Raw genomic sequence first — 23,170 nt, forward strand, 5'->3', positions numbered from 1 at the left:
CCGGCGCCTTTCGGTGCCGACCCTTTTGCTAATTCTGCCTGTTTCGATCAGGCGACCGGGCCAAGCCCCTTGATCGCATCATCGACCAGCGCCTTGTCCGCCTTGGCATCATGGCCTTCGGCAATCAGGGCAGCGGCGGCGCCCGTAGCGGCCTTCACCGCCTTGGCACGAATGTCGGCCAGTGCGCTGCGCTCGGCCGCACCGATCTTGTCTTCCGCCATCTTCTGGCGACGGGCGACCAGATCAGCAGCCTGCACCTTGGCGTCGGACAGAAGCGTTTCGGCTTCATGCTCGGCCGACTTGCGCATGGCGTCGGCTTCGCCGGCCGCAGCGGCCAGCTTGGCTTCATATTCGCCCTTGAGCGCTTCGGCTTCGGCACGAAGCTTCGATGCTTCGGCCAGCTGTTCCTTGATCTGGGCGATCCGGCCATCCAGCACGCCACCGATCAGGCTGGGCACCTTCTTGATCAGCAGGATGATGATGAACGCCAGCATCGCCAGGCTGACCCAGGCGGTCGCGTCCATGCCCACCGCCTTGGGATCGGTGTGTGGCGCGACGCCTTCATGCGCCACGGTGCCCACCGGCTCCATGCCTTCGGCATGGATCGCCTGATTGAGGTGCGAGGCCTGCGCCTCGCTATGCTCTACTGCTGCCTCAGCCATGAGCCAGTGCCGCCTTTACTGCGTTGCGGGCCGCCTCGTCCGACGCTTCCACGCCGGAAATACGGGCGACCATGTCGCGCGCCGCATCGGCGGCGACGGTTTCAATCTGTGCCATGGCGGCATCCGTGGCGGCCTTGATCCGGGCTTCGGCAGCGCCGATCTTGACCTGGATCTCCGCATCGGCGGCAGCCAGCTTCGCTTCCGAAGCCTTGGCGGCATCCGCCTTGGCCTTGGCCAGCGTCGCCTGGACGGCGGTGCGGCTTTCGGCGTCACGAACACGATAGTCCGCTTCCACTTCGTCGGCGCGGGCGAAAGCCGCCTTGGCGGCGTCCAGATCACCCGTGATCTTCGCGTCGCGCGCGTCGGCCGTCGCCTGCACCTTGGGCACCATGCCGCGGCCGATGACGAAGAAGACGAAGCCGAACGTCAGCAGCAGCCAGAAGATCTGGGACGCATAGGTATCGGCAATTTGCGCGATTTGAGGCATTTTTTTCCGTCCGAATAGGGGGCGGTCGTCAAGGGGCAGGCGGCAAGCCGCCCGCCCCGTCGATCATTAGGCCACGAAGACCAGGATCATGGCGATAACGAACGCCAGCAGACCCAGAAGTTCGGCGGCCGCGAAGCCGATGAACAGGCGACCCTGCTGGCCGTCAGCGGCACCCGGGTTGCGCAGCGCGCCTTCGAGGAACGAGCTGAAGACATTGCCCACACCAAGGGCGGCAATGCCCGCACCGATCGCGGCCAGGCCAGCACCGAGCAGCTTTGCGGCTTCTGCGTCCATGTTCTAAACTCCTTTTTCTAAACCAATTAAACGTTGAAGAATGTACGAAAACTCAGTGCAGGTTTTCGGCGTCGTTGATGTAGACCGAGGTCAGCAGCGCGAACACATAGGCCTGGATCACGGCGACCAGCACTTCGAGCGCGCTGATACCGATCATCAGCACGAAGCTGGCGGCACCGACGGTCAGACCGAAACCGGGGCCAGCGTTCGAGCTGTTGATGACGAAGCCGGCAAGCACCTTGAGCAGCACGTGTCCGGCGGTCATCGCCACGAACAGTCGCAGGCCCAGGCTGAACGGACGCACCATGAACGAGATCAGCTCGATCGGAAAAATGACCGGGATCATCGGCAGGGGCGTGCCATGCGGCACGAACAGAGAGAAGAAGTGCAGCCCATGCTTCCAGAAGCCGACGATCAGCACGATCGAGAAGCTCATGATCGCCAGCACGCCGGTGGCGGTGAAGTGGCTGGTGAAGGTGAAGGGGTGAACGCCGACCAGACCCAGCGGCAACAGACCCAGAAGGTTGGCCAGCAGGATGAACATGAACAGCGAGAAGACGTAGGGAATATACTTCTTGCCGCCTTCACCCACGTTCGAAATCAGTAGATTCTTGATGAAGCCGGTGAAATATTCGACCGCCATCTGCCAACGGCCAGGCACCAGTTCGCGCTTCATGCCGCCGATCACGAAGATCCACAGCACCACCGCAGCCGCGACCATGTAGAGCGCGCTGTTGGTGAAGGCGATGTTGAAGCCGCCGATGGACAGGTGATCGGTACCGAACAACGGTTCGATCGCAAACTGATGCATCGGATCGATTTTGCCGGATTCTGCCACGTGGACCCCTGTACCGTCTAATATTCGGACTAAGACAAAAGCGCCCCTATTGATCGGAACGCTTCGTCGTCGTCAATCTGATGATGTTCCTGAACGCTGCCACGATCCCGAGACCGAGGAAGATGAGCAGGAGCCATGGGGATGTGCCAAGCAGCCGGTCGAGAACCCAGCCGATCAACGCACCACCGACAAGACCACCGATCAGCTCTGCGAGAACCCTGTTGCCCAGACGCGAACCATCGTCCGCCTGTTGCACCTTCGTCCCCTGTCTGACCTGTTCGGCATGTTCCGCTTGCGCAATTCTTGCTTCCAATGAAGCAATACGCGCATCTTCCCCCGCCGGGTCCTGCCCGGGTTCACCCGCGACCATTGCCAATCCCTTCCACCAGGTTGAAACCCAATGGCAGGCGGCATGGCGCTTGCGGCTGCACCCGTCAAGGCGCGGCCCGTTTAGAAAGGGGATTGCGGATAGTCAACTATACTTGGGCAGGAGATTATCCTGCCCAGACGAACTGGCGGTCAAAGTCCGCCAGCCACGCTTGTTTTACTGGCCTGCGGTGGCGCAATAGGCCGGCAAAGAGATCGCCCCGGCGCCCTTGGTCTGCCAGGCACCACCGCCGACGCGATAGACCTGCCCCGGCTTCACCCGGCTGCTCAACGTCTGGCAACCGGTTGCAGCGGCAACATCCTGCACCGTCACGCCGCGCTTGCCGGCCAGATCGGTATAAACGGCGCGGCGCTTGATATTGATCGATTCGACCTCGGCCCGCACATCGGCGCCCACCGTGCCGGCGATGCCCAGATAGCCATCGGCCTGTTCACCCACCGTGCCGGCGGCGATCGCGGCGGCAGCGCCGCCCTGGGCCTGCGCGGCACCGGCCAGAACCAGGCCGCCCAGCACAGCGGCGGCCAGCATGAACTTGCGTGTCATTGCGGGAACAACTCCGGGTTATTGTTGATCAGATCCTTGGCGTCCTTCTCCAGACGGACGACGACCTCCTGCTGGACCTTCACGTTCAGATTGATCTCGATCGGCTTGTCCGGCGCCTTGACCTGGATGCATCCCCCCAGGGCCGAAGCGGCCAGACCGGCCATCATGATTGCAGCTATCTTCATTTCGGCTCCGTATTTGACACAGTCTCGCTTGCCGCAGGCTGAACCGCAAGACCAGATTGCAGATCGGCCGCGCTTTGTGCGCGCATCTTCTGCTGGGCATCCTCGCCAATCTGGTCGCGGATCACCTGCGACGGGTCGACATAGGATTGGGCGGATTTCATCAGGCCGCGGAAAGGCGCGGCAATCCGCACATTGAAGATGAAGGGCAGACCAACGAAGCTTTTCGCTATCCCCTGCGGTGCACCGCCCAATTGGCCCCGGTTGACGCCGTTGAACACCACATTGGTCACCATCTCGCCATCCAGTGCGCCATCCATCAGGATGGTGAGGCATTTATACTGGAGATCCTTCAACGCATCGAAGGCGACCTTGCCCATAACTCCGACTTGTTCATTCGACACCGGCCCCACATAGGACAGCACGCCGGACTGGCGGGTGGGATCGCACGGGATGCTCGGCAGCACGCCCTCGGGCATGATCAGCGGCGCCATGCCTTGTTGCCGCGCGACCAGCACGCCGCCGGCGACCCGCCCGCCCTGCGCATTGAAGATCAACGGCATGATGCCGTCGAACGTGCCGGTCGCCGACACATTCTTGAGGTCCATCGCCTGGATGAAGGCACCGGCGTCGAGGCCGATGACCCGGAAGGTCAGATAGCGATCGACATCGGCACCAAAGTCCATGGTCGTGGGCAGAAGCACCAGTTCGCCGCCCGAGAAAGGAAAGCCGCCGCCCTCAATATGCACCTTCTGCCCGGCGCCCAATCGATAGCGCACCGTACCATTGCGTGCCTCGACGCCCGGATTGACCAGCGCGATTCGCGCCTCCTGCCCGGTCGGCGTCACCATGTTGAGCAAGTCGGAGAAGCGAATTTCGCCCGACAGCCCCTCTACCGGGCCGAATGCCGCCGCCAGATCCAGCCGATCGGTACGGAAGATGCCATCGCTGCTGACATCGGAACCGGTCCAGCGAATATGCCCCTCACCGGTCACGCGGCCAGCGACATTGGCGATCACGCCGAGCGTCAGCGGCGTCAGTTCCTCCGGCTGCAATCCCGGCCCAAAGCCCAGATCCGGTACGGTCAGGTCGGCATGCCCCTTCCCGCTGCCCAGGTCGTGCGCGATATCGGCGCGCGCCACCGTGGCACCCTTGCCCGGCACCTGCAGCGTGCCGGTCGCGGTGATTCGGCCATCCTTCATCGCCAGAGCAAAGTCAGGCACAGACAGCGGGTTGAAGCGCACCGAAGGCTGCGCATCGCGCACCTGAATCGCCGCCTTGAGCGACAGCGCCCCCTTGGCAAAGGCCCAGCCGCCCGCGCCCTGTTCGACGATCAGCGGCACGGTGCCGATCCGTCCGCCCGCGCCCTTGATGTCGCCGGCAAAGCCATCCTTCGTCGCCGCACCGGTCACGCTCGTCGCGGACAGGCGAACCGGCGCATCCTCCGGGCCGATGGCGAAATCGGCATTGGCCAGGGTGAAACCGGTCTGGCCCAATATCAGCCGCGCATTGTCCGCCTTGAGCCGCATCGGGCTGTCGCCGCTTCGCCCGCTCAGTGCGACATTGCGAAGCTCCGCACCGCCCTTCATGCCGCCCGGCCCCATGGCGAAGAGCGCCGAATTGGGCAGTGGGCAGAGCGTCTGCCGGGTCTGCCCCAGCGCGAAGCTGCCATAGCGCGCTTCCAGCACCGTCAGCGGCGCACAATTCTCGTTGATCGCGATCGCGCCATTTGGCGCAAGCCGGCCATCGATCGGCAGGCCAAGACCGCGAAGGGTGCCATCGGGCAGCGGCCCATCGAGCCGCAATGCCGTCGTGAAGCGCGTATCGCCCTTCGGCCCCGCAACGAATCGAACAGGCTCGAACGCCAGTCGGGCGCCGTCGGCCGTATAGGGATCGATGAACAACTGCCCGCCAAAACCGCCGCTCGCGCGCCGGGCCAATCGGAGCGCCGCCTTGGGCAGCCCCCCGCCCTGCGACGTGATGGCACCGTCCAGCGCCCAGTCGATCGCCGCGCCACCCTTGCCCGGCCAGGCCAACGTCACCCGGCCGTCCCGCGCCACGGCCACCTGCGCGCCGCTACGCGCTGCAAATTCGGTGTCGGTGAGCACCAGGCTGCCGGCATCGCCCTTCTGCGCCAGCGCCACCCGCGCCCGCAGCAGATTATCCTCCCCGGCCCGTCGTGCAGCATCCGCCAGCCGCAGGGCCAGCGGCGCCACCGGCGTACCCGCCGTCGAGGTCCGCAATGCCGCCAGCGGATCGCGCCCGGCCATCCGGCTGTTCCGCGCGGTCAAATCGCCGCTGAAGGTCGCATCACCGCCACGCAGCGTCCAGTCGCCAGCCAGTTCGGCCGGCCCTGCCAGCACACCGACACCGGAAAAAGCGCGCGCGCCGATCCGCGCCCGGCCAGCCATGGCCTTGGCCGAGCCATCGAAATCGACCTGACCGGCGGGGGCCGCCAGCAGCATGCGCTGGGCCTTGAGCGCCTCGCCCGCCAGCTTGGCCGATCCATTCCAGCGGTCGAGCCCCTGCCCCAGCCACAGGTCGATCTCGACCGTCGGCGCAGCCATCGCCATATCCGCGCAGGCCAGCGCATCACCCTTGATAGGCCCGCGCAGATGCGGCCGGCCGTCCACCATCGCTACATCAAGCCAAGCGCTCGCTTTGGCCACGCCACAGCCGGCCATCCGCGCCCGGGGCATGGCAGCGGCCAGCTTGCCGCGGAAACCCGATTTCAGATTGCCATTGCCATCAATTTGCATACCGACTGCACCCGCATCGGTATCCAGCCGCAACTGCGCGTCGCGCAGGTTGAGCAGCAGGTCGGGCATGGCGAAGGGGGCGGTCGAATCGGGATCGCGAAACTTGTCCAGTTCGCCCAGCGTCAGCACGCCGTCGCGATAGGCACCGCGCATGCGCACGCCGCCAGCGCGGACCGCCGCCACCTGCGGCGTCACGCCGGAAAAGGCGATGTCGACCTCCACCCAGCGGGCGGTCAGGTCCGGCCTTACCGGATCGCCCAGCACGACATTCTCGATCCTTTGGGTGCGCAGGCCCACCTGCGTCAGATCATAACTGGCCTGAACCCCGCGCCGGTTCAGTTCGCGATTGACGAAATTCTCGGCGATCGGCGCACGCTGCGTCCAAAGCGCGACCAGCACCAGGCCGAGCGAACCCGTCCCGACACCCAGCCAGCGCAGCCAGCCCCGGCGAATTTCGGCTTCGCCGTTCTCGTCTTCCATCTGCCTGGCCAACCCCGACTTTCGCTCGCACTTCCGGTCCGTAACGCATCCATAACGTCCGACCCGTTGGAAATATCCACCCCTGAAATAGCCTTGCCCACGAAATCCGCAAAGCATAGCTTTCATCCGCCGGGGAATGGGGGATCGCCAGCATGACCGAAAAGGACGAACGTGCGGGGCATGACGGCACAGGTCATCGCGCCCGCCTGCGCCAGCGCCTGGCCGAAGGCGGCGACGGGCTGCTCGACCATGAACTGATCGAATATCTGCTCGCTCTCGCCATCCCGCGCCGCGATACCAAGCCGCTGGCGCGGCTATTATTACGGGAGTTCGGCGGAATCGGCGGGTTGATGGCGGCCGACTGGCAAGCGATCGCGCGGGTGCCCGGCATGGGCGACACCAGCATCGCCGCGATCAAGATCGTCCAGGCAACCGCGCTGCGCATGCTGCGCAATGATGTCGCCGATCGACCAGTGCTGGGCAGTTGGCAGGCCCTGCTTGACTATCTGCGCGCCGACATGGCCCATCTCCACGTCGAACGGGTACGTGTGCTGCACCTTAACAGCCGCAACATGCTGATTCGGGATGAAAATATGGGCGACGGATCGATCGACCAGGCGGCTATATATACTAGGGAAGTCATCAAGCGGGCTATGGAGCTTGGATCGGCGGCGCTGATCCTGGTCCACAACCACCCCACTCGGTCAGAACGATCACGCTGGATCACGCACAAGCACGCTGAAACACTAGGAAATTCGCGCGTTTTTGGCCTTGCGTAGTGGGGGCGGTTTTGGCAAATTGGGGGCGGTTTAAGGGGTAGGAAACGGCTTTCCGCTCCCAGCAAACGATCCCCGTTTCTCCTTGACCGATCCCAGTTGCGGAACAGGAGGAAACGTGATGCCAAGCCTGACCGATACCGCGATCCGACATGCGTTGAAGCGGGTCGAAGCGAGCCAGAAGCAAGAAAACCTCGCCGATGGCGAAGGGCGCGGGACCGGGCGGCTCGTCCTCGTCCTGAAGCCGATGCCCAAACGCGTGACCGCCGACTGGATGGCGCAGCAATGGCGTGACGGCAAGCGCTCCAAGAAGAAGATCGGCGCCTACCCTTCCATGTCCCTCGCCGAGGCGCGCGAAATCTACAAGCGCGACTACGCCGACGTCATCCAGAAAGGCCGGAGCATCAGGATCGCGACCGATACGCGGCCCGGAACTGTCGCCGACCTGTTCGAGGGCTATGTCGCCTCGCTCAAGAGCGCAGGCAAGCCGTCGTGGAAGGAAACGGAAAAAGGCCTGAACAAGATCGCCGACACGCTTGGCCGCAACCGTCTCGCTCGTGAGATCGACCCCGAAGAGATCGTCGAAGTCATCCGACCGATCTACGATCGCGGCGCGCGGGCGATGGCTGACCATGTCCGCGGCTATATTCACGCAGCCTTTGGCTGGGGCATGAAGTCCGACAACGACTATCGGAACACTTCGCCACGCCGCTTCCGAATTCCCTTCAATCCGGCCACAGGCATTCCGACCGAACCCAAGGTCCAGGGCACGCGCTGGCTCGACGAGGACGAGTTCGTCCGGCTCTATCGCTGGCTGGAAAGCCCCGACACGCCCATCCACCCGCCCTACACCCGCGCCGTCCGAATTCTCATGCTGACCGGCCAGCGGGTTCAGGAAATCGCTCGGCTCCACATCGACCAGTGGGATGCAAAGGAGCGGATCATCGACTGGTCAAAGACCAAGAACCTTCAGCCGCATGCCGTCCCTGTGCCGTCGCTTGCCGCCGAGTTGCTCGAAGCCATCAACGTGAACGAATATGGCTGGTTCTTCCCATCCGCGACGGACCCGTCGAAGCCGGTCAGCCATGGCACGCTTTACTCGTTCATGTGGCGCCAGCGCGATCGCGGCGTAATCCCCTATGTGACGAACCGCGATCTCCGCCGCACCTTCAAGACCTTGGCGGGCAAGGCGGGCGTGTCCAAGGAAATCCGCGACCGTCTCCAGAACCACGCGCTTCAGGACGTCAGCTCCAAGAACTACGACCGCTGGAACTACATGCCCGAGAAGCGGGCCGGCATGGCGAAGTGGGACAAGTTCGTCCGCGCGATGCTGGCAAAGAAGAAAGGCGACGGCGCCTTGAAGAAGGCAGCGTGAGCGGTCGACTTCTCGTGTTGGCCGCGGCTACCGCCATACTCTGCTACGCCGCCCCGGCCCGCGCAGATCCGTGCGAAGGCACTCTCCCCACGCGGGCTGGCGTTCGGTTTTCCGGCGTCGTTCGATATGTGGGCGACGGCGACGGCTTCTGTGTCGGCCAAACGGCGGATCCCCATGAGTGGATTGAAGTCCGCCTCGCCGATTTTAATGCGCCGGAGTTGCACACCCCCGGCGGTCCCGCGGCCAAGGCCGTGCTCGAACGCCTAGCTTTCCAGCGTGAGGTCGTATGCACCTCCGAGCGCGGTCGCGGCGGCCGTGTCCGATCCTTTGACCGCGTAATCGCGCGCTGCCGCATCGGCGGGGCCAGTCTTGGCGACCTGCTACGCCAGGCCGGCGTAGCCGAGGGCGGCAACTGATGCCATCCAACTCACCATTGACTCCACATAGCTTGGAGGCTATATGACTTGGAACGTCAGACTGCATGATGCCTTCGAGGCGGAGTTTCTGGCTTTCGAGCGCGCGGTCCAGACCGAATTGCTGGCGGTCGCGAAGCTGCTAGGCGAATACGGCCCGCAACTCGGTCGGCCCTATGCCGACACGCTCAAAGGCTCGAAACACGCCAACATGAAGGAGATGCGTTTCTCGGCCGCCGATGGCGAATGGCGTGCTGCCTTCGCTTTTGATCCCGAACGGAAGGCCATCCTTCTCGTCGCGGGCGACAAATCGGGCGGCAGCCAGAAGCGCTTCTACAAGCAGCTTATTGCAAAGGCGGACAGCCGGTTTTCCGCACATCTGGAAAACCTGAAATCCGCAAAGAAGGACTGATCCGATGGGCCGGAGCCTGGACGAAATCATCGCTTCCCTACCCCGCGACCAGCAGGAGCAGATCGAGGCGCGCTACGAAGAGCTGAAGCAGGAGGTCGAGGGCCTCCGCGAGCTGCGGCAGATCGCCGGCAAAGCTCAGGCCGACATCGCGACGGCGCTGAACATCAAGCAGCCCTCGGTCTCGAAGATTGAGAAGCAGGCGGACATGTATCTCTCGACGCTTCGCAGCTATGTCGAGGCGATAGGCGGAAAGCTGGAACTAACCGTGAAGCTGCCGGCTCGTCCGGCATTCACGATCCACCATCTCGGTGATGTCGCCGCGCCAGCCGGCAAGCCCACCGTCGCTCGGCGCAAGGTCGTTGGCTTGCGGTAGAAGCTCCGATGACGCGCTTGTTTGATGTCGATGGAGAGAATCTCGACCGCGGCTTCGTGAACCTCAGGGCGGCGGAATCCCGCCACGAGCAGCAGCTTCACGAGCTGATCGAATCGCTGTGGGCGACCTATGAGCCTTATGCTGATCCGGACTTCCGCCAGGGCTTCGCGCGCGACGTCGATGGCCGGTTCTGGGAAATGTACCTTGGCTGCACGCTGCTCGAAGCGGGCCGCGCGCTGCTGCCTGTCGTCGAGCGTCAGCGCGCCGGCGGTCAACCGGATCTGTGCGTCGTAGAAGAGGGACGGCGCATCTGGATCGAAGCGATCACACCCGACGAGGGCGACCCAGGTCCCGATCAGATTGTGCGACCTGTCCCGATGAATGAAGGTGGTGGTCTCTCCGCCGCGCCGATCCGCCAGGCGCAATTGCGCACGACGAGCGCGTTCTGGACGAAGGCGCAGAAGATCGCACGCTACCTCGCTCAGGGCGTTATCGGCCCTGACGACGTGCGGATCATCGCCATCAGCGCAAGCCGCTTCGGTGTCTATGTCGCCGAAAGGCCGCTGCCGCTTATCATGACCTCGCTGTTCCCAATCGGCGATGCCTTCATCACGATCGATCGAGAGACCGGCAATGTCGTCGAGGAAGGATTCCACCCCTCGCCCTTCATCGCTCGCGAACGCGACCCGATCCCGCGCACGGCCTTTCTCGACGAACGGTTCGCCGACATCTCCGGCGTTCTCTGGTCGCGCGTCGGGCTCGGCAACCTTTCGCGCCAAGGCAGACCACTCACCTACGTCCATAATCCCCTCGCGCAGGTCCCGCTTCCGACGAACTGGGGCGTCTGGGATCGGGAGTTCGTCACCACGCCCCAGGGAGAGGCGTGGGAATCGACGGACATCCTCGCACCCGAGCCATTGGCGGAAGCGTCGGCCGAGCAATGACGACGCTGATCGACGTCTGGAATCTCGACACCTTCGACGCGGCCTTGATGGAAGGGTTGCGCGATCAGCAGCAACTCCTCATCGACTATTTCGCGACAGATCGGACGAACTACCTGGAGCGTGAAGCCTCGGACCATAGGGGTCCGATACCGTCCAACCCTCATGCTGGCGCCTATTATCGCTTCGCCGAGGACTTGATGGCAGTCACGCAGACCCGAACGATCCGGGCCTGGCATCATACGCGGATGACCGACCGCGAGGTCGAGACTGCCACGAGCAACGGGCTTTATCCGGCGACGGTCGAAACCTTGCGCGCGCGCCTGGCCGACCGGGTGGCGGACGGTGACTTCAGCGCCGATGAGGCTCGCGTGATCTTCGAGGCCAGCCCCTTTCACAACGACGAACTCGGTTCGCGGGGCGGCAAGTTCTGGATGACATCTCACCCGCACCGCATCGACGATAGCGGCGTGACCTCTCTGCTCGCCCATTGGGGCGGTGAATCCGCCTACTTCAATCACGACGAGGGCGAGATCCTCGACAGGCTCTCGAATCTCGGCACCCCGCGCGTCCTCGAAATCGCTGTCCCCCTCAGCGTCACGCCCGACGCCTATTCAGCGGCCAAGGCGGTGATCGCGCTCTATGCGCGCTCGCTCGACTGTCACGCCGATTGGGGCGGGTTCGACCTATACGCTTCTTCGCACCTCGGCCCCGAAGCGCTGCTACGCGTACACAGCGGCGGCGAGCCAGACTTCGCGACCCTTGGGCGGGGCTATCCCGCTGCCCTTCATGACCGGCTCGGTGACGATGCTTAGTTCGATGACCCTGTGACTACCTGGATCATGGGAGCGCCCTTATCGAGCAGATCATCGAGGAAATCCTCTCGTGAGGCGATCGGCCCGGCCTGAGTCGCCAGGATGAGCGCTTCGACGACCTGTCGCGCCAGTGAGCGCGCCAGGACACGTTCACTGGTCGAGATCGCTGCCATAGTGCGGCCGTGCAGGAATGCGCTCCTGACATTGAAAAGCGTCTCGTACTGGTCGGCATAGCCGCGATCTCCCAGCAGCCCGGCCACCCGTCCACGCATTCTTCTCGTAGGGCTCATTTTTTTGTGCCGGTCCGGGGCAACGCGAAAGCTCTTCTGATAGTCGGCCTGCAGGCCCAGAGCCGCCTCGATCGTGGTGATATGCGCCAGAAACTCATCGACACCCTCGGCCAGAAATGCGCGCACGAGGAAATGGGCGATCGGCGTTTCGAACAGGACGGTCCGCTTCGCCTGGTCTACGATCGCCCATCGATGTTGATCCCAGACGGCCACCTCTGTCTTGGCCTCGTCTGATAACCGTAATTCCAAGGGCCGCTCTACCTCGACCGTCCCGCCATAGCCGTCGTCATAAACACGGTCTTCCCAGTTCAGCGTATCGGCCGATGGCGGTGAGCTGGGGCGCACGAAGATGTCGTTGTCCACGGTATAAACCCACGGGACGCGGAAGCCGCGCCAGTCGACCTCGGGCATTGTCGACCAGCTTTCCCAGGGCGCCAGCAGGAAGAAGAACAGCGCGTCCTCGAGCGCACCCGGAAACCGCCCTTTGTGTGGTTCGATCCGGCCGAGATCCTGGCGCATGTCCATGAACAGCACGGGGACGGCACGCGCCTCCGGCTCCTTGTCGAGTGCCATCTCTTCCTCGACCACCAGCCAATGGAATTCCGAAAACCGATCGGCATCGAAATCCACGCCCTGGAACATGCGCTTCAGCCGCGTCGTGTCGACGAGCGCGCGAAGCTCGTCCGCGTTGAACCGGGCAACCCGCGCCGGCCCGAACGCAAGGGGCGGAATCTCCTCTGCCAGATCGAGCGGCGCGAGATGGAGACGGCGCGCGTGGGTCGCGCGAAATGCGGTGTCGAGCCCTATCGCCGCCGCCTCGACAGGAGACGCGAGATGCGCCGCGTCCGCGCGAAGCTCGCATGGCAGACCGAGCGAGCGCAGCGCCGTCGAGAGTGCGAAGGTCGGCCCCTTCTTCCCGGCAGTAGGATAGTCGTCACGGCAAGCTTCACGCAGCCGCACGAACGCCGGTGCGGCGAGGAGATTGTCATGCCCCGGCGCAGCCAGCCGCCACAGCTCTGCCATCGCGTGCAACATTGCCTCGCTCGGGCATGGCTGTGCGTCGCTCATCAGGTGATCCGCAGTCGGCGCAAGAGCTTTGCCAGCATCGCTTCATACTCCTCGGGTTTCGAGAAATCGGCGTACATCTTGCCTTTCAGAAACTCTGGCAGCTCGCACGGCTCGTAGAGAAGCGGCAGCACGACGACCTCGCCGCTGGTGATCTCCCGATTCATTGCCACGTCGAGTTCCTTCTTCACCCAAGGGGCGTCGATCGACTTGGTCGAGAGCACGACGGCGATGTAGCGGCTGAGCTTCATGCCCTCATCGATCTTGGCGATGAGCGAGTCACCAATGTCGATTTCGGCTTCGTCCAGCCAGACACGCGGAACGCCATGTGCGAGCAGGTCGGTTCGCAGGCGACGCACGAACGGCTTGTCGACGCCGGTATGGCTCAGGAAAATCCCGTGATATTTCTCGTGGGCCGGGTCGGCCTTCTCCAGCGCCAGGCTATCTCGGACCAGTTGGTTCTCGGCGTCCGGCGATGTCGGCGGCGTCAACAGCCACCCGACCGTCATTCCAAGCGCCACGCGCCCGCCGAGGCTATAGCCCTCCGGCGTCGACGCGATCGAAGTTATCCCCTCGGCCGGATCCGACAGGCACAAGCTCCAGCCCGTCTTCGACAGGACGTCGAAATAGCGCACGAACGGGCTATCGTGATCGATCGCGCCCATCCGCCGCCCCTTCTTCACGAGCAGGTCCGAACGCTTCACAAGCCCGGCGACCTTCGGTGCGGCGTAGCCCAGATGGGTTTCGCGATAACCGAAAAAATTCATCCGCTTTGGCTCCGACAGGCACCAGACCACGGTGGCGCCGGCCGCGATCGCCGCCTCCATCTCCTTTTCCCGATCGTCAGCCAGGAAGGCGGAATCGATGTCGTAGCTGTCATTCTGGCGCTTAAGCTTCCCCAGCTCATTGGGCTCGTTCGAGAACTCCCCCTCCGCGCCGAACAGGAAATGAGAATAGCTCTGCGGATTGATGATGATCGTGTCGTACTCGTAGAGCGGAAACGCCGCGCGCGCCTTATCAACCCCAGCCTGGCAGAGCCCGAGATTTTCAATCTCGACACCTTCGATCTTCTCGCCGGTATATGTGACCCCGACCGTCAGCACGCGCTTCATCAACTCTCATCCTTCGTTGTCTTCTGTAGTCTCGCCCGACGATGCGCCCAGCCCCACAGTCTCACCCCGCGACCGGGACCGGCCTCACGTCCCTGACCTCGCCGCGACTTCCGACCAGCGCAATCTCGATGCCGGCCAGCGCGCAACGCGGCGCTAGTCGTTCCGCCAGACGCAAGGTGCCTTCCGTAAAAGGCACGACAGCTATCTGACGCCCTGGCGATGGGGTCGCCATCAGCATGCCGACCGTCTCGCACAGACCCTTGTAGAGCCGAGACACCTGGCCCGAATGCCTCGTGTTGATGATCCCGCCCTTGCATTCAGCAGAGATGACGTGGTTGCCGACCTCTGCGACCACATCACCCAGTCCCGACTTTGGATTGACGGTGATCTGCTGGCCCGCGGCGTTCCGGTACGTGCCGCCATAGCTGGTGGTGCCGACACTGGAGATCTTGATGAAGTCGCGTCGAAGCAGCCAGGCCGCGAAGTCGAATTGCTTACCGTGCTCTCCATCGGGGTGAACACGGACGTGTTGGGTATCCTGCGTCCGCAACAGGTGCATGGCATAGGCGACCATGACCGCGCCTTCGTAGAGATGGTGTTCGTGTTCGCCGTTGGATTTTCCGACCCGGTTTGGCGGCGGCGCCAGCGCCGTAACGAGATCCTCGAAATCCATGACAATCCTCCCCGGCCGTTAGTGTAGCTGATGGGCCGAGAGTAATCGTCCTTCATCGCGGAATGGCTCAAGCTACTGGTAGCAGATTGAGCCGTCGTTCGTCCGCATTCTTTCTTCGCACAGAACGTCCGAATTCTTGGGACCGCCAGGAGGGGAAAGCCTTCCCCTGCGTCCGAGCCTTGCGTCTCGGCCGACCCCTTCTGCGGGAGGCCCCCCGCAACGCCCCTTTTAGAGGAAGAGGACGGACCGGCTTTGCCGTGACGGGTTGAGGGCTGGAGAAGAGGTCTCCGGCGCCCGTCATGGAGATTGGTCCCATGACCCAGGTTTCAGTTCTCGACGCCCGCCGCGACACCAGCGGCGGCTACAAAGTGGATGTCGGCCGCGGCGAGCGAATCGGCCGCGTCTCGTCGGAATGGTTTTCCCGGCCCGCAGACGAGCGCTACCTGTCGCTGTCCGAGTTGGCGCGCTCGGTCCGCGATCGTGCCGATCGCAGCCGGACTCGGGTGGTGGAAAGCGCCCTGATCCATGTTGAGGCGAACCGCAGCGACCCGGAACGGCTGGCCTTGATCCTGCCGGGCACGGAAACGCCCATCGCCCCGACCCATTGGAGCTTCGGCCAGCTCGCGAGCCTGGTCGGCGCGCCGGCAGCCTATCTGCGCCAGCTTCCCGCGCCGCTCGCCGCGATCAACCTGCAATATGGCCTGACCTCCAATCGGGCGGAGCAGATCAAGACGCTGGAAACCGATAATGGCCGTGTCGAACTGCGCGCCGTCACCGGCCCGGACTACGGCCGCATCTACGATCACGAACTGGTGGAAGCCGTGCAGCGCATTGCCGGCAACGGCACGGGCGACACCCGCTGGAAGGTGCCGGGCGTGCTCGACTGGTCGACCGGCATCTACAATCCGCGGGTCGATATCAACAAGGACACGACGACGCTCTATGCGTCCGATCGCGACGTCTTCTTGTTCCTGGTCGATGACCTGAACCCCATTGAGGCCGGCCGACTGCCGGACGGATCGCCGGATCTCTATTTCCGCGGCTTCTACTGCTGGAACTCCGAGGTCGGCGCCAAGACGCTTGGCATGGCGAGCTTCTATCTGCGCGCGGTTTGCCAGAATCGAAATCTCTGGGGCGTGGAGGATTTCGAGGAAATCACCATCCGCCATTCCAAATATGCCGCCAACCGCTTCGCTCATGAGGCAGCGCCCGCGCTGGCGAACTTCGCCAATTCCTCGCCGCTGCCTTTCGTCAACGGCATCAAGGCGGCCCGCGAGCGGATCGTGGCGCGCAGTGACGAGGATCGCACCGACTTCCTGCGCCGCCGCGGTTTCTCGAAGGCCGAGACCGGCAAGATCATCGACACGGTGCTGTCCGAGGAAGGTCGTCCGCCCGAGAGCATCTTCGATTTCGTGCAGGGCATCACCGCCGTCGCGCGCGACAAGCCCCATCAGGACGCCCGCCTCGACATGGAGGCCAAGGCGAAGAAGCTGCTCGATCGAGCCGCCTGACATCCGCAAAGCCGGAGATGCGGTTTTCCGTGTCTCCGGCTTTGCGCTTCCACGTGTCCCCAATTCCGTTCAGTGGCGCTGCCCCCTTTAGAGGAAGAGGGCGGCGCTTCGCTCCGTGACGGGTTTAGGGCTGAGAGAGAGTCTCTCGGCGCCCGTCGCGGAGACTACCCCGATGGCTACTGCCGTTCAGAAGATCACCCTGTCGTCCTCGCGCGACATCCCCTTCAACAAGCTGGTTCTGTCCCAGTCCAACGTCCGGCGTGTGAAAGCCGGCGTCTCGATCGAGGACCTCGCCGCCTCGATCGCCCGTCGCGGCCTGATTCAGAGCCTCAGCGTTCAGCCCGTCGTTGATGCCGATGGCGTCGAGACCGGTATGTTCGAGGTCCCGGCTGGCGGCCGACGCTTCCGCGCCCTCGAACTGCTCGTGAAGCAGAAGCGCCTCGCCAAGATCGCGCCGGTGCCCTGCATCGTGCGCGACCGCGACAGCGAGATTCTCGCAGAGGAAGTCTCGCTCGCGGAGAATATCGAGCGCGCTCCGCTTCACCCGCTCGATCAATATCGCGCCTTCCAGGACATGCGCGCCAAGCACATGACCGAGGAGGAGATCGCCGCGGCGTTCTTCGTGCCGGTCAACGTGGTGAAGCAGCGCCTGCGCCTTGCGTCGGTCTCAGAGGCGCTTCTCGATGTCTATGCCGAGGACGGCATGACGCTGGAGCAGCTCATGGCGTTCACGGTCTCCGACGATCACGCGCGCCAGCAGCAGGTATGGGATGCGATCAAGGACGCCTGGTCAAAGGAGCCCTATCAGATCCGGCGCATGCTGACTGAAACGACGGTGCGCGCCTCCGACAAGCGCGCCATCTTCGTCGGCATCGAGGCCTATGAGGCGGCAGGCGGCATCGTCATGCGTGACCTGTTCCAGTCCGACGATGGCGGATGGCTGCAGGACCCGGCGCTTCTCGACCGCCTTGTTGGCGAGAAGCTGAAGGTTGAAGCCGAGACCATCGCTGCGGAAGGCTGGAAGTGGATCGAGGTGGCGGTCAGTTTCCCCTATGACGCGGCACGCGGCCTGCAGGAGATCGCCGGCACGCCCCTTGATCTGACGGCGGCGGAGCAGGCCACTATCGACGCGCTGAACGCCGAGATGGCCAGGCTTGAAGCCGAATATCAGGACGCCGACGAGCTGCCGGACGAGGTCGATCAGCGTCTCGGTGAAATCGAGACCGCGCTCGCGAGCTTCGAGGATCGCCCGGTCCACTACGAGCCGGCCGATATCGCAATCGCCGGCGTGTTCGTCAGCATCGACACCAATGGCTCGCTCACGGTCGATCGCGGCTTTGTCCGGCCCGAGGATGTTCCTGTCATCCCGGTCGACGGCGACGCCGGGTCGGAGGCCGATGGCGTATCGCGCCAGCCCGAAGGCCAGACGGTGCAGCGCGCCGTCATCACCATCGGGGGCCAGCCCGCCGAACCAGAAGATAATGACGAGGACGGCACCATCAAGCCGCTGCCCGAGCGCCTGGTCGTCGAGCTGACCGCCTACCGCACACTCGCGCTGCGTGATGCCGTCGCCAACAACCCGCACATCGCCATGACGGCGCTGCTGCACAAGCTCGTCTCGGACCGGTTCATGACCCGCATGTATGCCGGAGCCATGGAGGCGGGGGTGAAGCACACCTACTTCCCCGTCCAGGACGATGCGCTGCAGGACAGCCCCTCCGCGCGGGCAGTGCACGAGCGTCACGACGCCTGGGCCGCCGACATCCCGAAGGACGACGACGCGCTTTGGGATTGGCTTGCCGGTCTCGACGATGCGAGCCGCATGGCGCTGCTGGCACACTGCGTCAGCTATGGCGTCAATGCGCTCTACGAGCGGCCCAATCCGCACAGCTCCAGCGGCGTGTCGCAGCATACGCTCGAAATGCGGCTGACCCAGGCCGACCGTCTGGCGCGGGCTACCGGGCTCGACCTCGTGGAGGCTGGTTGGCGTCCGACGTTCGGCAACTACCTCAATCGCGTCACGAAGCCGCGCATCCTCGAAGCGGTCCGCGAGGCGAAGGGCGAACAGGCCGCCCAACTCATCGACCATCTGAAGAAGGGCGACATGGCCAAGGAAGCCGAACGGCTCCTGGCCGACAGCGGCTGGCTGCCCGAACCGCTGCGCCTTGCCGATCAGCGTGACGTCGACGACGCCGGTGACACCGAAGCGTTGCCGGACTTCCTCGCCAGTGACGATGACGAGGTGACCGAGGCCGATGCAGACGCCTCTGACCTGATCGCCGCCGAATAGGCCCCTTGGCGGGGAGCGACGCCGATCGCTCCCCGCCGCTTTTCCCAAGGAGCCTTCAGATGGATACCTCCATCATCGACGTGCCGCGCCGCGTCGTCTTCCAGTATCTCGTTCCCGTTCACGTCGAGGTCGAAGATGGCCTCGTCTGCCGCGTGACGGTAATCGACGAAACACCCGTGCGTAACCCCACCATCGTCGAGGGCGACAGCGCCTATCTCGACGAGGCCGTCGGCGCATCCGACGACGGGCAGCCATGGCCGTCCTGGCAGTTCGGCTACTGACCCCACCACATCCTTTAATCCACCTCGAGCCCGGCCACGCGCCGGGCTCTTTTCGTTTCAGGAGACCGCCATGGCGGAGTGTTTCACACGCTTCTCATGCCTGCTGGATGTAGGCACGGTCGAGAACGCAGCGCGCGCCCTCGACATCTACAACGACCTGATGGCGCAGAACGCCGCCGAAGACCCTCCGGCCGAACCGTTCCTGCTTTCGATCGAACCGGAACATGGTCCCACGCGCCTCTGGATGCGCGATCCGGGCACCGCCGACCCCCAGCTCCTCATCACCTTCGTGACGCGATGCGCCGAGGCGTTTGGCCTCGCCGGACGTTGGGGTTTCCAATGGGCCGGCATCGCGTCCGAGCCGCGCATCGACGGCTTTTCCGGAGGCGCCCATGTCCTCGACCTGACGACCGGGCAGACCATCGAATGGATGAGCAGCGGCCGCTGGCTTGCCGACCGTCTCGCTGCGCAGGGGAATCGCATATGGATTTGAGACGGCAAGATCGATTCCGCGATCGGCCAAATCGGAGTCGAAAACGCCCAGATCGACTTGGGCAAGACTCGTCCCAAGGCACGTCCTGCCCCACCCAATACTCATATGCGATTGCCCTGCCTCGCTGCGGGAGGCGCGTCATGAGCATCCCAGATCATGCGCGCGCCAATTTCCAGACGCTGCTCCGCGCGGCGGCCGATGGCACTCTGGCGCTTATGGAATGCGCGGACGTCGCCACCGGAGAGGCCCGCTACGTCATCTGCGCTGTCGGCCGCGACGATGGCGATTATGTTTTCACCCCGTTCGGTCATCTGGCTGAACGCAATCCATTCGAAGCCTATCGCCTGGCGGGATCCTCGACGTAAGGCCGCACCAGCTCGAAAACCTGCGAGATGACTGACCGGGCGCGGAGTGGAAAGGTCGGGTCTCCAACGGGAGCGATGAAGCGATCGAAGGCATGTTTTGGGTAGTAAGAGTTCAACACCCCGATCACATAGCCCAACTCGTTCGGCGTGCCCGTCAGTCCCGCTTCCTGCGCACGCACCAAGCCCGTCGCGAGATCATGACGGATTTCCCGACGGCACCGATCGTCGCTCCAGCCCTGGGTCAGCAAGAACGCCTTTAGCACAAGCTCGCACGCGATCGCGATCGCATAGCAGCTCTCACCTCCGTCCCTGCTGTCGGCCGCCGATGCGTGAGGCAGAAACCCTTCGCCATTAGCGAAGAACACACTTGCCAGTTCATTCTTGGCCTTCTCGCTCATCTTTACCAGACCGCCACCTCCCACTGGCCGTTGAGCCGCGCGAAGCCGATCGGCCGGTTCTGCGGTGTGGCGTTGGCCCGGGTCGTGTCCATCGTGAGCTGCGTCATGCACGTCACGCCCGGACCGACGCCACCCGGAGAGCAATCACCGAGCTTCAGGGTCGCATTGGCGAGCGAGGTTCCCGTGAAGAGGCGATGGCGCCGCACGGCGGCGTTCGCTTCTTCCTCCGTTGGCTGCGCGACGCCGGCGACTGCGGCGGCCGACGATCCGCCCGGCGAAATCATGGGGCGCGCCACGAATCCCGCGCCGAACCCCACAACCAAGCATCCGGCCGCCACCATGCCGATCGCGCTTCCCTTCATACCCGTCTCTCCCCTGACCTCGCTCGGTGAAGCGCGCGCGTCCTCGATCGTCGAGGCCGCCGCCCGCCATGTGTTGGATGACCGAGTGTAGCGCCGCGCGGCCGACCTCGGAAGACGAAGCGGTCAAAAGGTCATCGCGCGCGCCAGAGTGAGAGGTTGGCCGGGACGGGTTCGAGCCGGTGCGGTCGAGAGAGAGCGCCTGCCGGCTCCTCCGTTTCCGCTCTCCTGAGGTGCCCTTCATGACTATCGCTTCCGCATCCGCGGCCATTCCCGCCGCGTCGTCTCCGCTTGCCGTGAGCCCGGCGCCAGCCGCCATCCTCGCCGCAGCCCAACACCTTCTCCCGCATCTTGAACGCGGCCAGCCCGTCGATGCCGTAACCTTGCGCGGCGCGATGGAGGCAGCCTTCGGCGCTTCCGACACGTCCGGCGCCTGGGACTGGAAGACGGCTTACGAGGCCTGCGAAGCGGCGACCGTTCTGTTTCTGCGCAAATACGGAAAGGCGGTTTTCCGCAAGTCCGGAACTCCGGCTGCTAGCCTGCCCATGCTGGCCAAGATCGCGAGCCTGATGCCGACGCATACGCGGCGCTCTGAGGAGATGCAGGCCTTTCAACAGTTCTCGACGCCGGTGCCACTCGGTCTCGCTGCACTCGCTGCCGCCGCGATCACGCCCGCCGACTGCGTGCTGGAGCCCTCGGCCGGAACCGGGCTGCTCGCCGTCCTCGCCGAGATCGCCGGGGCCAGGCTGATGCTCAACGAGCTGGCCGACACGCGTGCAGATCTTCTGTCCTCGCTCTTTCCGGCCATTCCCGTCACGCGCTTCGACGCAGCTCAGATCGACGATCACCTCGAAGCGACCGCAGTGCCGAGCGTCGTGTTGATGAATCCGCCGTTCTCGGTGATGGCGAACGTCTCCGGCCGCATGACTGAGGCCGCCTATCGCCACGTCGCCTCGGCGCTGGCGCGTCTGGCGGATGGCGGACGGCTCGTGACGATCACGGGCGCTAGCTTCGCACCCGACGCGCCGGCCTGGCGCGACGCGTTTGCCCGGTTGCAGGAGCGCGGACGTGTCGTGTTCACCGCGGCCATCGACGGCGCAGTCTACGCCAAGCATGGCACGACCATCGAAACCCGCCTGACCGTCATCGACAAGAAGCCTGCCGACGATCGCACGGTATTTCCGCCCTCCGCCGGCATTGCGCCTGATGTCGCGACGCTGCTCGGCTGGATCGAAGCCCAGGTTCCGGCACGCTCAACCGTCGCGCTGCCGAAGGTCGATTTGGCCGCTTCCGCGCCGCGCACCGTGCGCGGCTATCTCGCTCGCGCTGCATCATCGCCGGTTGCCCGTTCGATCGCCGAACCCGACGGCGTCGAACTCGCCTATGAGATCGTCGACTGGACCCCTCCCGAGGGTGGCCGGCTAACCGATGCCATCTACGAGGAATACGGCCTTCAGGCGATTCGTATTCCCGGCGCTCAGGCGCACCCGACCAAGCTGGTCCAATCCGCCGCGATGGCCTCGGTCGCGCCGCCGAAGCCGAGCTATCGGCCGATGCTCCCGGCCAGTATCGTCACCAACGGCATCCTGTCCGACGCCCAGCTCGAAACCGTCATCTATGCCGGCGACGCCCATGGCGAGTTCCTCGCCGGGGCCTGGACCGTGGACGAGACCTTTGATCTCGTCTCGGCCGCGCCCGACGATGCGCAGAACGCCGTGCGCTTCCGTCGCGGCTTCATGCTCGGCGACGGCACCGGCGCCGGCAAGGGCCGGCAGGCGGCCGGCATCATCCTCGACAACTGGATACATGGACGCCGCAAGGCCGTCTGGATCTCCAAATCCGACAAGCTGCTGGAGGACGCGCAGCGCGACTGGTCGGCCCTCGGGATGGAACGCCTGCTCGTCACGCCGCTGTCGCGCTTCCCGCAGGGCAAGTCGATCACCTTCGGCCAAGGCGTCCTATTCACCACCTATGCCACGCTACGGTCCGACGATCGCGGCGAGAAGCTTTCGCGGGTCAAACAGATCGTCGAATGGTTGGGCTCCGATTTCGATGGAGTGATCATTTTCGACGAGAGCCACGCCATGCAGAACGCCGCCGGCGGCAAGGGCGAACGCGGCGACGTCGCCGCCTCGCAGCAGGGACGTGCGGGCTTGCGGCTCCAGCACGCGCTTCCGAATGCGCGTGTCGTCTATGTCTCCGCGACCGGCGCCACTACGGTCCACAATCTCGCTTATGCGCAACGGCTTGGCCTGTGGGGCGGCGAGGATTTCCCCTTCGCCACGCGCGCCGAATTCGTCGAAGCGATCGAGGAAGGCGGCGTCGCGGCGATGGAAGTGCTCGCACGCGATCTGCGCTCGCTCGGCCTCTACACCGCCCGGTCGCTCTCCTATGACGGCGTCGAATATGAACTGGTCGAGCACCAGCTCACCCCCGAGCAGACGCGCATCTACGACGCCTATGCCGGGGCGTTCGCGATCTTATGCGCAGCTCGCCATAACACGGTTTATCGCGAGGAAGCGGTAATGCGGAGGAACGCGGCGTAGTCCTGCAAAGCTGCGGAACATTTCGCCACGTCCTTCACATTATTCTATA

Annotated in this window: 25 protein-coding genes and 1 pseudogene; 13 read left to right on the plus strand and 13 right to left on the minus strand. The window is 64.2% G+C overall.

Annotated elements, in window-relative coordinates; genetic code table 11:
- Nucleotides 1-47: 47 nt before the first annotated feature.
- From GGQ90_RS06375 to GGQ90_RS06410, 8 genes are all read right to left on the minus strand, one after another.
- Nucleotides 48-662, minus strand: coding sequence for a F0F1 ATP synthase subunit B family protein (locus GGQ90_RS06375; RefSeq protein WP_188081357.1), 615 nt, complete (start codon nt 660-662; stop codon nt 48-50).
- Nucleotides 655-1,149: a F0F1 ATP synthase subunit B family protein gene (locus tag GGQ90_RS06380; RefSeq protein ID WP_188081358.1), complete on the minus strand. Its 495-nt coding sequence runs from the start codon at nt 1,147-1,149 to the stop codon at nt 655-657. Before GGQ90_RS06380 ends, GGQ90_RS06375 begins: the two co-directional genes overlap by 8 nt.
- A 66-nt stretch (nt 1,150-1,215) precedes the next feature.
- On the minus strand, nt 1,216-1,443 hold the full coding sequence (locus GGQ90_RS06385) for a F0F1 ATP synthase subunit C (RefSeq protein ID WP_004207392.1): 228 nt from the start codon (nt 1,441-1,443) through the stop codon (nt 1,216-1,218).
- A gap of 52 nt (nt 1,444-1,495) precedes the next feature.
- Entirely contained in the window at nt 1,496-2,281 is a 786-nt protein-coding gene (locus GGQ90_RS06390) for a F0F1 ATP synthase subunit A (protein WP_188081359.1), read from the minus strand.
- A gap of 46 nt (nt 2,282-2,327) precedes the next feature.
- Nucleotides 2,328-2,651: an AtpZ/AtpI family protein gene (locus GGQ90_RS06395; protein WP_188081360.1), complete on the minus strand. Its 324-nt coding sequence runs from the start codon at nt 2,649-2,651 to the stop codon at nt 2,328-2,330.
- A gap of 174 nt (nt 2,652-2,825) precedes the next feature.
- Nucleotides 2,826-3,212 (minus strand): YdbL family probable chaperone protein, encoded by a 387-nt coding sequence (locus tag GGQ90_RS06400; protein ID WP_004207395.1) that lies wholly within the window; start codon nt 3,210-3,212, stop codon nt 2,826-2,828.
- Nucleotides 3,209-3,397: a YnbE family lipoprotein gene (locus GGQ90_RS06405; RefSeq protein WP_004207396.1), complete on the minus strand. Its 189-nt coding sequence runs from the start codon at nt 3,395-3,397 to the stop codon at nt 3,209-3,211. The genes GGQ90_RS06400 and GGQ90_RS06405 overlap by 4 nt, the downstream gene beginning before the upstream one ends.
- Nucleotides 3,394-6,633 (minus strand): intermembrane phospholipid transport protein YdbH family protein, encoded by a 3,240-nt coding sequence (locus GGQ90_RS06410; RefSeq protein ID WP_188081361.1) that lies wholly within the window; start codon nt 6,631-6,633, stop codon nt 3,394-3,396. The genes GGQ90_RS06405 and GGQ90_RS06410 overlap by 4 nt, the downstream gene beginning before the upstream one ends.
- A 152-nt stretch (nt 6,634-6,785) precedes the next feature.
- Between GGQ90_RS06410 and GGQ90_RS06415 the strand changes: the two genes are divergently transcribed.
- The 7 genes from GGQ90_RS06415 to GGQ90_RS06445 all read left to right on the plus strand — a co-directional run bounded on the left by GGQ90_RS06415 (nt 6,786) and on the right by GGQ90_RS06445 (nt 11,738).
- On the plus strand, nt 6,786-7,412 hold the full coding sequence (locus tag GGQ90_RS06415) for a JAB domain-containing protein (protein WP_246428147.1): 627 nt from the start codon (nt 6,786-6,788) through the stop codon (nt 7,410-7,412).
- A 118-nt stretch (nt 7,413-7,530) separates the two neighbouring features.
- Complete coding sequence (locus GGQ90_RS06420; protein WP_069612053.1) at nt 7,531-8,784, plus strand: tyrosine-type recombinase/integrase; 1,254 nt, start codon at nt 7,531-7,533, stop codon at nt 8,782-8,784.
- Nucleotides 8,785-8,912: 128 nt separating this feature from the next.
- Entirely contained in the window at nt 8,913-9,200 is a 288-nt protein-coding gene (locus GGQ90_RS06425) for a thermonuclease family protein (RefSeq protein ID WP_223178114.1), read from the plus strand.
- A 43-nt stretch (nt 9,201-9,243) separates the two neighbouring features.
- Nucleotides 9,244-9,609: a type II toxin-antitoxin system RelE/ParE family toxin gene (locus GGQ90_RS06430; protein ID WP_069612051.1), complete on the plus strand. Its 366-nt coding sequence runs from the start codon at nt 9,244-9,246 to the stop codon at nt 9,607-9,609.
- Nucleotides 9,610-9,613: 4 nt separating this feature from the next.
- Nucleotides 9,614-9,982, plus strand: coding sequence for an XRE family transcriptional regulator (locus GGQ90_RS06435; protein WP_083258151.1), 369 nt, complete (start codon nt 9,614-9,616; stop codon nt 9,980-9,982).
- A gap of 17 nt (nt 9,983-9,999) precedes the next feature.
- Nucleotides 10,000-10,926, plus strand: coding sequence for a hypothetical protein (locus GGQ90_RS06440; protein WP_223178115.1), 927 nt, complete (start codon nt 10,000-10,002; stop codon nt 10,924-10,926).
- Nucleotides 10,923-11,738, plus strand: coding sequence for a hypothetical protein (locus GGQ90_RS06445; protein ID WP_069612049.1), 816 nt, complete (start codon nt 10,923-10,925; stop codon nt 11,736-11,738). The genes GGQ90_RS06440 and GGQ90_RS06445 overlap by 4 nt, the downstream gene beginning before the upstream one ends.
- Here GGQ90_RS06445 and GGQ90_RS06450 read toward each other — a convergent pair.
- From GGQ90_RS06450 to GGQ90_RS06460, 3 genes are all read right to left on the minus strand, one after another.
- On the minus strand, nt 11,735-13,096 hold the full coding sequence (locus GGQ90_RS06450) for a hypothetical protein (protein ID WP_069612048.1): 1,362 nt from the start codon (nt 13,094-13,096) through the stop codon (nt 11,735-11,737). The two genes, GGQ90_RS06445 and GGQ90_RS06450, sit on opposite strands and share 4 nt — an antisense overlap.
- Nucleotides 13,096-14,205: a toll/interleukin-1 receptor domain-containing protein gene (locus tag GGQ90_RS06455; RefSeq protein ID WP_069612047.1), complete on the minus strand. Its 1,110-nt coding sequence runs from the start codon at nt 14,203-14,205 to the stop codon at nt 13,096-13,098. Before GGQ90_RS06455 ends, GGQ90_RS06450 begins: the two co-directional genes overlap by 1 nt.
- Before the next feature lie 61 nt (nt 14,206-14,266).
- Entirely contained in the window at nt 14,267-14,878 is a 612-nt protein-coding gene (locus tag GGQ90_RS06460) for a hypothetical protein (protein ID WP_069612046.1), read from the minus strand.
- 314 nt (nt 14,879-15,192) lie between these two features.
- Between GGQ90_RS06460 and GGQ90_RS06465 the strand changes: the two genes are divergently transcribed.
- The 5 genes from GGQ90_RS06465 (at nt 15,193) to GGQ90_RS06485 (ending at nt 19,818) form a co-directional block, all read left to right on the plus strand.
- Nucleotides 15,193-16,389, plus strand: coding sequence for a DUF932 domain-containing protein (locus GGQ90_RS06465; protein ID WP_069612292.1), 1,197 nt, complete (start codon nt 15,193-15,195; stop codon nt 16,387-16,389).
- Nucleotides 16,390-16,561: 172 nt separating this feature from the next.
- Nucleotides 16,562-18,679, plus strand: a complete 2,118-nt coding sequence (locus GGQ90_RS06470; RefSeq protein WP_069612045.1) for a ParB/RepB/Spo0J family partition protein — start codon at nt 16,562-16,564, stop codon at nt 18,677-18,679.
- Between the two features lie 59 nt (nt 18,680-18,738).
- Nucleotides 18,739-18,960: a hypothetical protein gene (locus GGQ90_RS06475; protein ID WP_069612044.1), complete on the plus strand. Its 222-nt coding sequence runs from the start codon at nt 18,739-18,741 to the stop codon at nt 18,958-18,960.
- A gap of 70 nt (nt 18,961-19,030) precedes the next feature.
- Nucleotides 19,031-19,453: a hypothetical protein gene (locus tag GGQ90_RS06480; protein ID WP_069612043.1), complete on the plus strand. Its 423-nt coding sequence runs from the start codon at nt 19,031-19,033 to the stop codon at nt 19,451-19,453.
- Nucleotides 19,454-19,593: 140 nt separating this feature from the next.
- Nucleotides 19,594-19,818 carry a DUF6117 family protein gene (locus GGQ90_RS06485; protein WP_069612042.1) on the plus strand — a complete coding sequence of 75 codons (225 nt, stop codon included), beginning with the start codon at nt 19,594-19,596 and terminating at the stop codon, nt 19,816-19,818.
- Here the strand turns inward: GGQ90_RS06485 and GGQ90_RS06490 are convergent.
- Both GGQ90_RS06490 and GGQ90_RS06495 read right to left on the minus strand, forming a co-directional pair.
- Nucleotides 19,791-20,216, minus strand: coding sequence for a hypothetical protein (locus tag GGQ90_RS06490; RefSeq protein ID WP_069612041.1), 426 nt, complete (start codon nt 20,214-20,216; stop codon nt 19,791-19,793). The two genes, GGQ90_RS06485 and GGQ90_RS06490, sit on opposite strands and share 28 nt — an antisense overlap.
- Before the next feature lie 2 nt (nt 20,217-20,218).
- On the minus strand, nt 20,219-20,578 hold the full coding sequence (locus GGQ90_RS06495; RefSeq protein ID WP_223178116.1) for a hypothetical protein: 360 nt from the start codon (nt 20,576-20,578) through the stop codon (nt 20,219-20,221).
- 239 nt (nt 20,579-20,817) lie between these two features.
- Between GGQ90_RS06495 and GGQ90_RS06500 the strand changes: the two are divergent.
- Nucleotides 20,818-23,058 (plus strand): annotated as a pseudogene (locus tag GGQ90_RS06500) (strawberry notch-like NTP hydrolase domain-containing protein); the annotation flags it as partial.
- Nucleotides 23,059-23,170: the final 112 nt, after the last annotated feature.

Source organism: Sphingobium scionense (assembly GCF_014197035.1).
GTDB classification, from domain to species: domain Bacteria; phylum Pseudomonadota; class Alphaproteobacteria; order Sphingomonadales; family Sphingomonadaceae; genus Sphingobium; species Sphingobium scionense.

Bases quoted from the DNA above. Each gene is read 5' to 3' on its own strand.
- GGQ90_RS06375 (WP_188081357.1), bottom strand. From the start codon at position 662: ATGGCTGAGGCAGCAGTAGAGCATAGCGAGGCGCAGGCCTCGCACCTC.
- GGQ90_RS06430 (WP_069612051.1), top strand. From the start codon at position 9,244: ATGACTTGGAACGTCAGACTGCATGATGCCTTCGAGGCGGAGTTTCTG.
- GGQ90_RS06480 (WP_069612043.1), top strand. From the start codon at position 19,031: ATGGCGGAGTGTTTCACACGCTTCTCATGCCTGCTGGATGTAGGCACG.
- GGQ90_RS06490 (WP_069612041.1), bottom strand. From the start codon at position 20,216: ATGAGCGAGAAGGCCAAGAATGAACTGGCAAGTGTGTTCTTCGCTAAT.
- GGQ90_RS06450 (WP_069612048.1), bottom strand. From the start codon at position 13,096: ATGAGCGACGCACAGCCATGCCCGAGCGAGGCAATGTTGCACGCGATG.
- GGQ90_RS06410 (WP_188081361.1), bottom strand. From the start codon at position 6,633: ATGGAAGACGAGAACGGCGAAGCCGAAATTCGCCGGGGCTGGCTGCGC.
- GGQ90_RS06495 (WP_223178116.1), bottom strand. From the start codon at position 20,578: ATGAAGGGAAGCGCGATCGGCATGGTGGCGGCCGGATGCTTGGTTGTG.
- GGQ90_RS06405 (WP_004207396.1), bottom strand. From the start codon at position 3,397: ATGAAGATAGCTGCAATCATGATGGCCGGTCTGGCCGCTTCGGCCCTG.
- GGQ90_RS06445 (WP_069612049.1), top strand. From the start codon at position 10,923: ATGACGACGCTGATCGACGTCTGGAATCTCGACACCTTCGACGCGGCC.
- GGQ90_RS06400 (WP_004207395.1), bottom strand. From the start codon at position 3,212: ATGACACGCAAGTTCATGCTGGCCGCCGCTGTGCTGGGCGGCCTGGTT.
- GGQ90_RS06460 (WP_069612046.1), bottom strand. From the start codon at position 14,878: ATGGATTTCGAGGATCTCGTTACGGCGCTGGCGCCGCCGCCAAACCGG.
- GGQ90_RS06395 (WP_188081360.1), bottom strand. From the start codon at position 2,651: ATGGTCGCGGGTGAACCCGGGCAGGACCCGGCGGGGGAAGATGCGCGT.
- GGQ90_RS06415 (WP_246428147.1), top strand. From the start codon at position 6,786: ATGACCGAAAAGGACGAACGTGCGGGGCATGACGGCACAGGTCATCGC.
- GGQ90_RS06475 (WP_069612044.1), top strand. From the start codon at position 18,739: ATGGATACCTCCATCATCGACGTGCCGCGCCGCGTCGTCTTCCAGTAT.
- GGQ90_RS06465 (WP_069612292.1), top strand. From the start codon at position 15,193: ATGACCCAGGTTTCAGTTCTCGACGCCCGCCGCGACACCAGCGGCGGC.
- GGQ90_RS06455 (WP_069612047.1), bottom strand. From the start codon at position 14,205: ATGAAGCGCGTGCTGACGGTCGGGGTCACATATACCGGCGAGAAGATC.
- GGQ90_RS06420 (WP_069612053.1), top strand. From the start codon at position 7,531: ATGCCAAGCCTGACCGATACCGCGATCCGACATGCGTTGAAGCGGGTC.
- GGQ90_RS06385 (WP_004207392.1), bottom strand. From the start codon at position 1,443: ATGGACGCAGAAGCCGCAAAGCTGCTCGGTGCTGGCCTGGCCGCGATC.
- GGQ90_RS06380 (WP_188081358.1), bottom strand. From the start codon at position 1,149: ATGCCTCAAATCGCGCAAATTGCCGATACCTATGCGTCCCAGATCTTC.
- GGQ90_RS06435 (WP_083258151.1), top strand. From the start codon at position 9,614: ATGGGCCGGAGCCTGGACGAAATCATCGCTTCCCTACCCCGCGACCAG.
- GGQ90_RS06470 (WP_069612045.1), top strand. From the start codon at position 16,562: ATGGCTACTGCCGTTCAGAAGATCACCCTGTCGTCCTCGCGCGACATC.
- GGQ90_RS06485 (WP_069612042.1), top strand. From the start codon at position 19,594: ATGAGCATCCCAGATCATGCGCGCGCCAATTTCCAGACGCTGCTCCGC.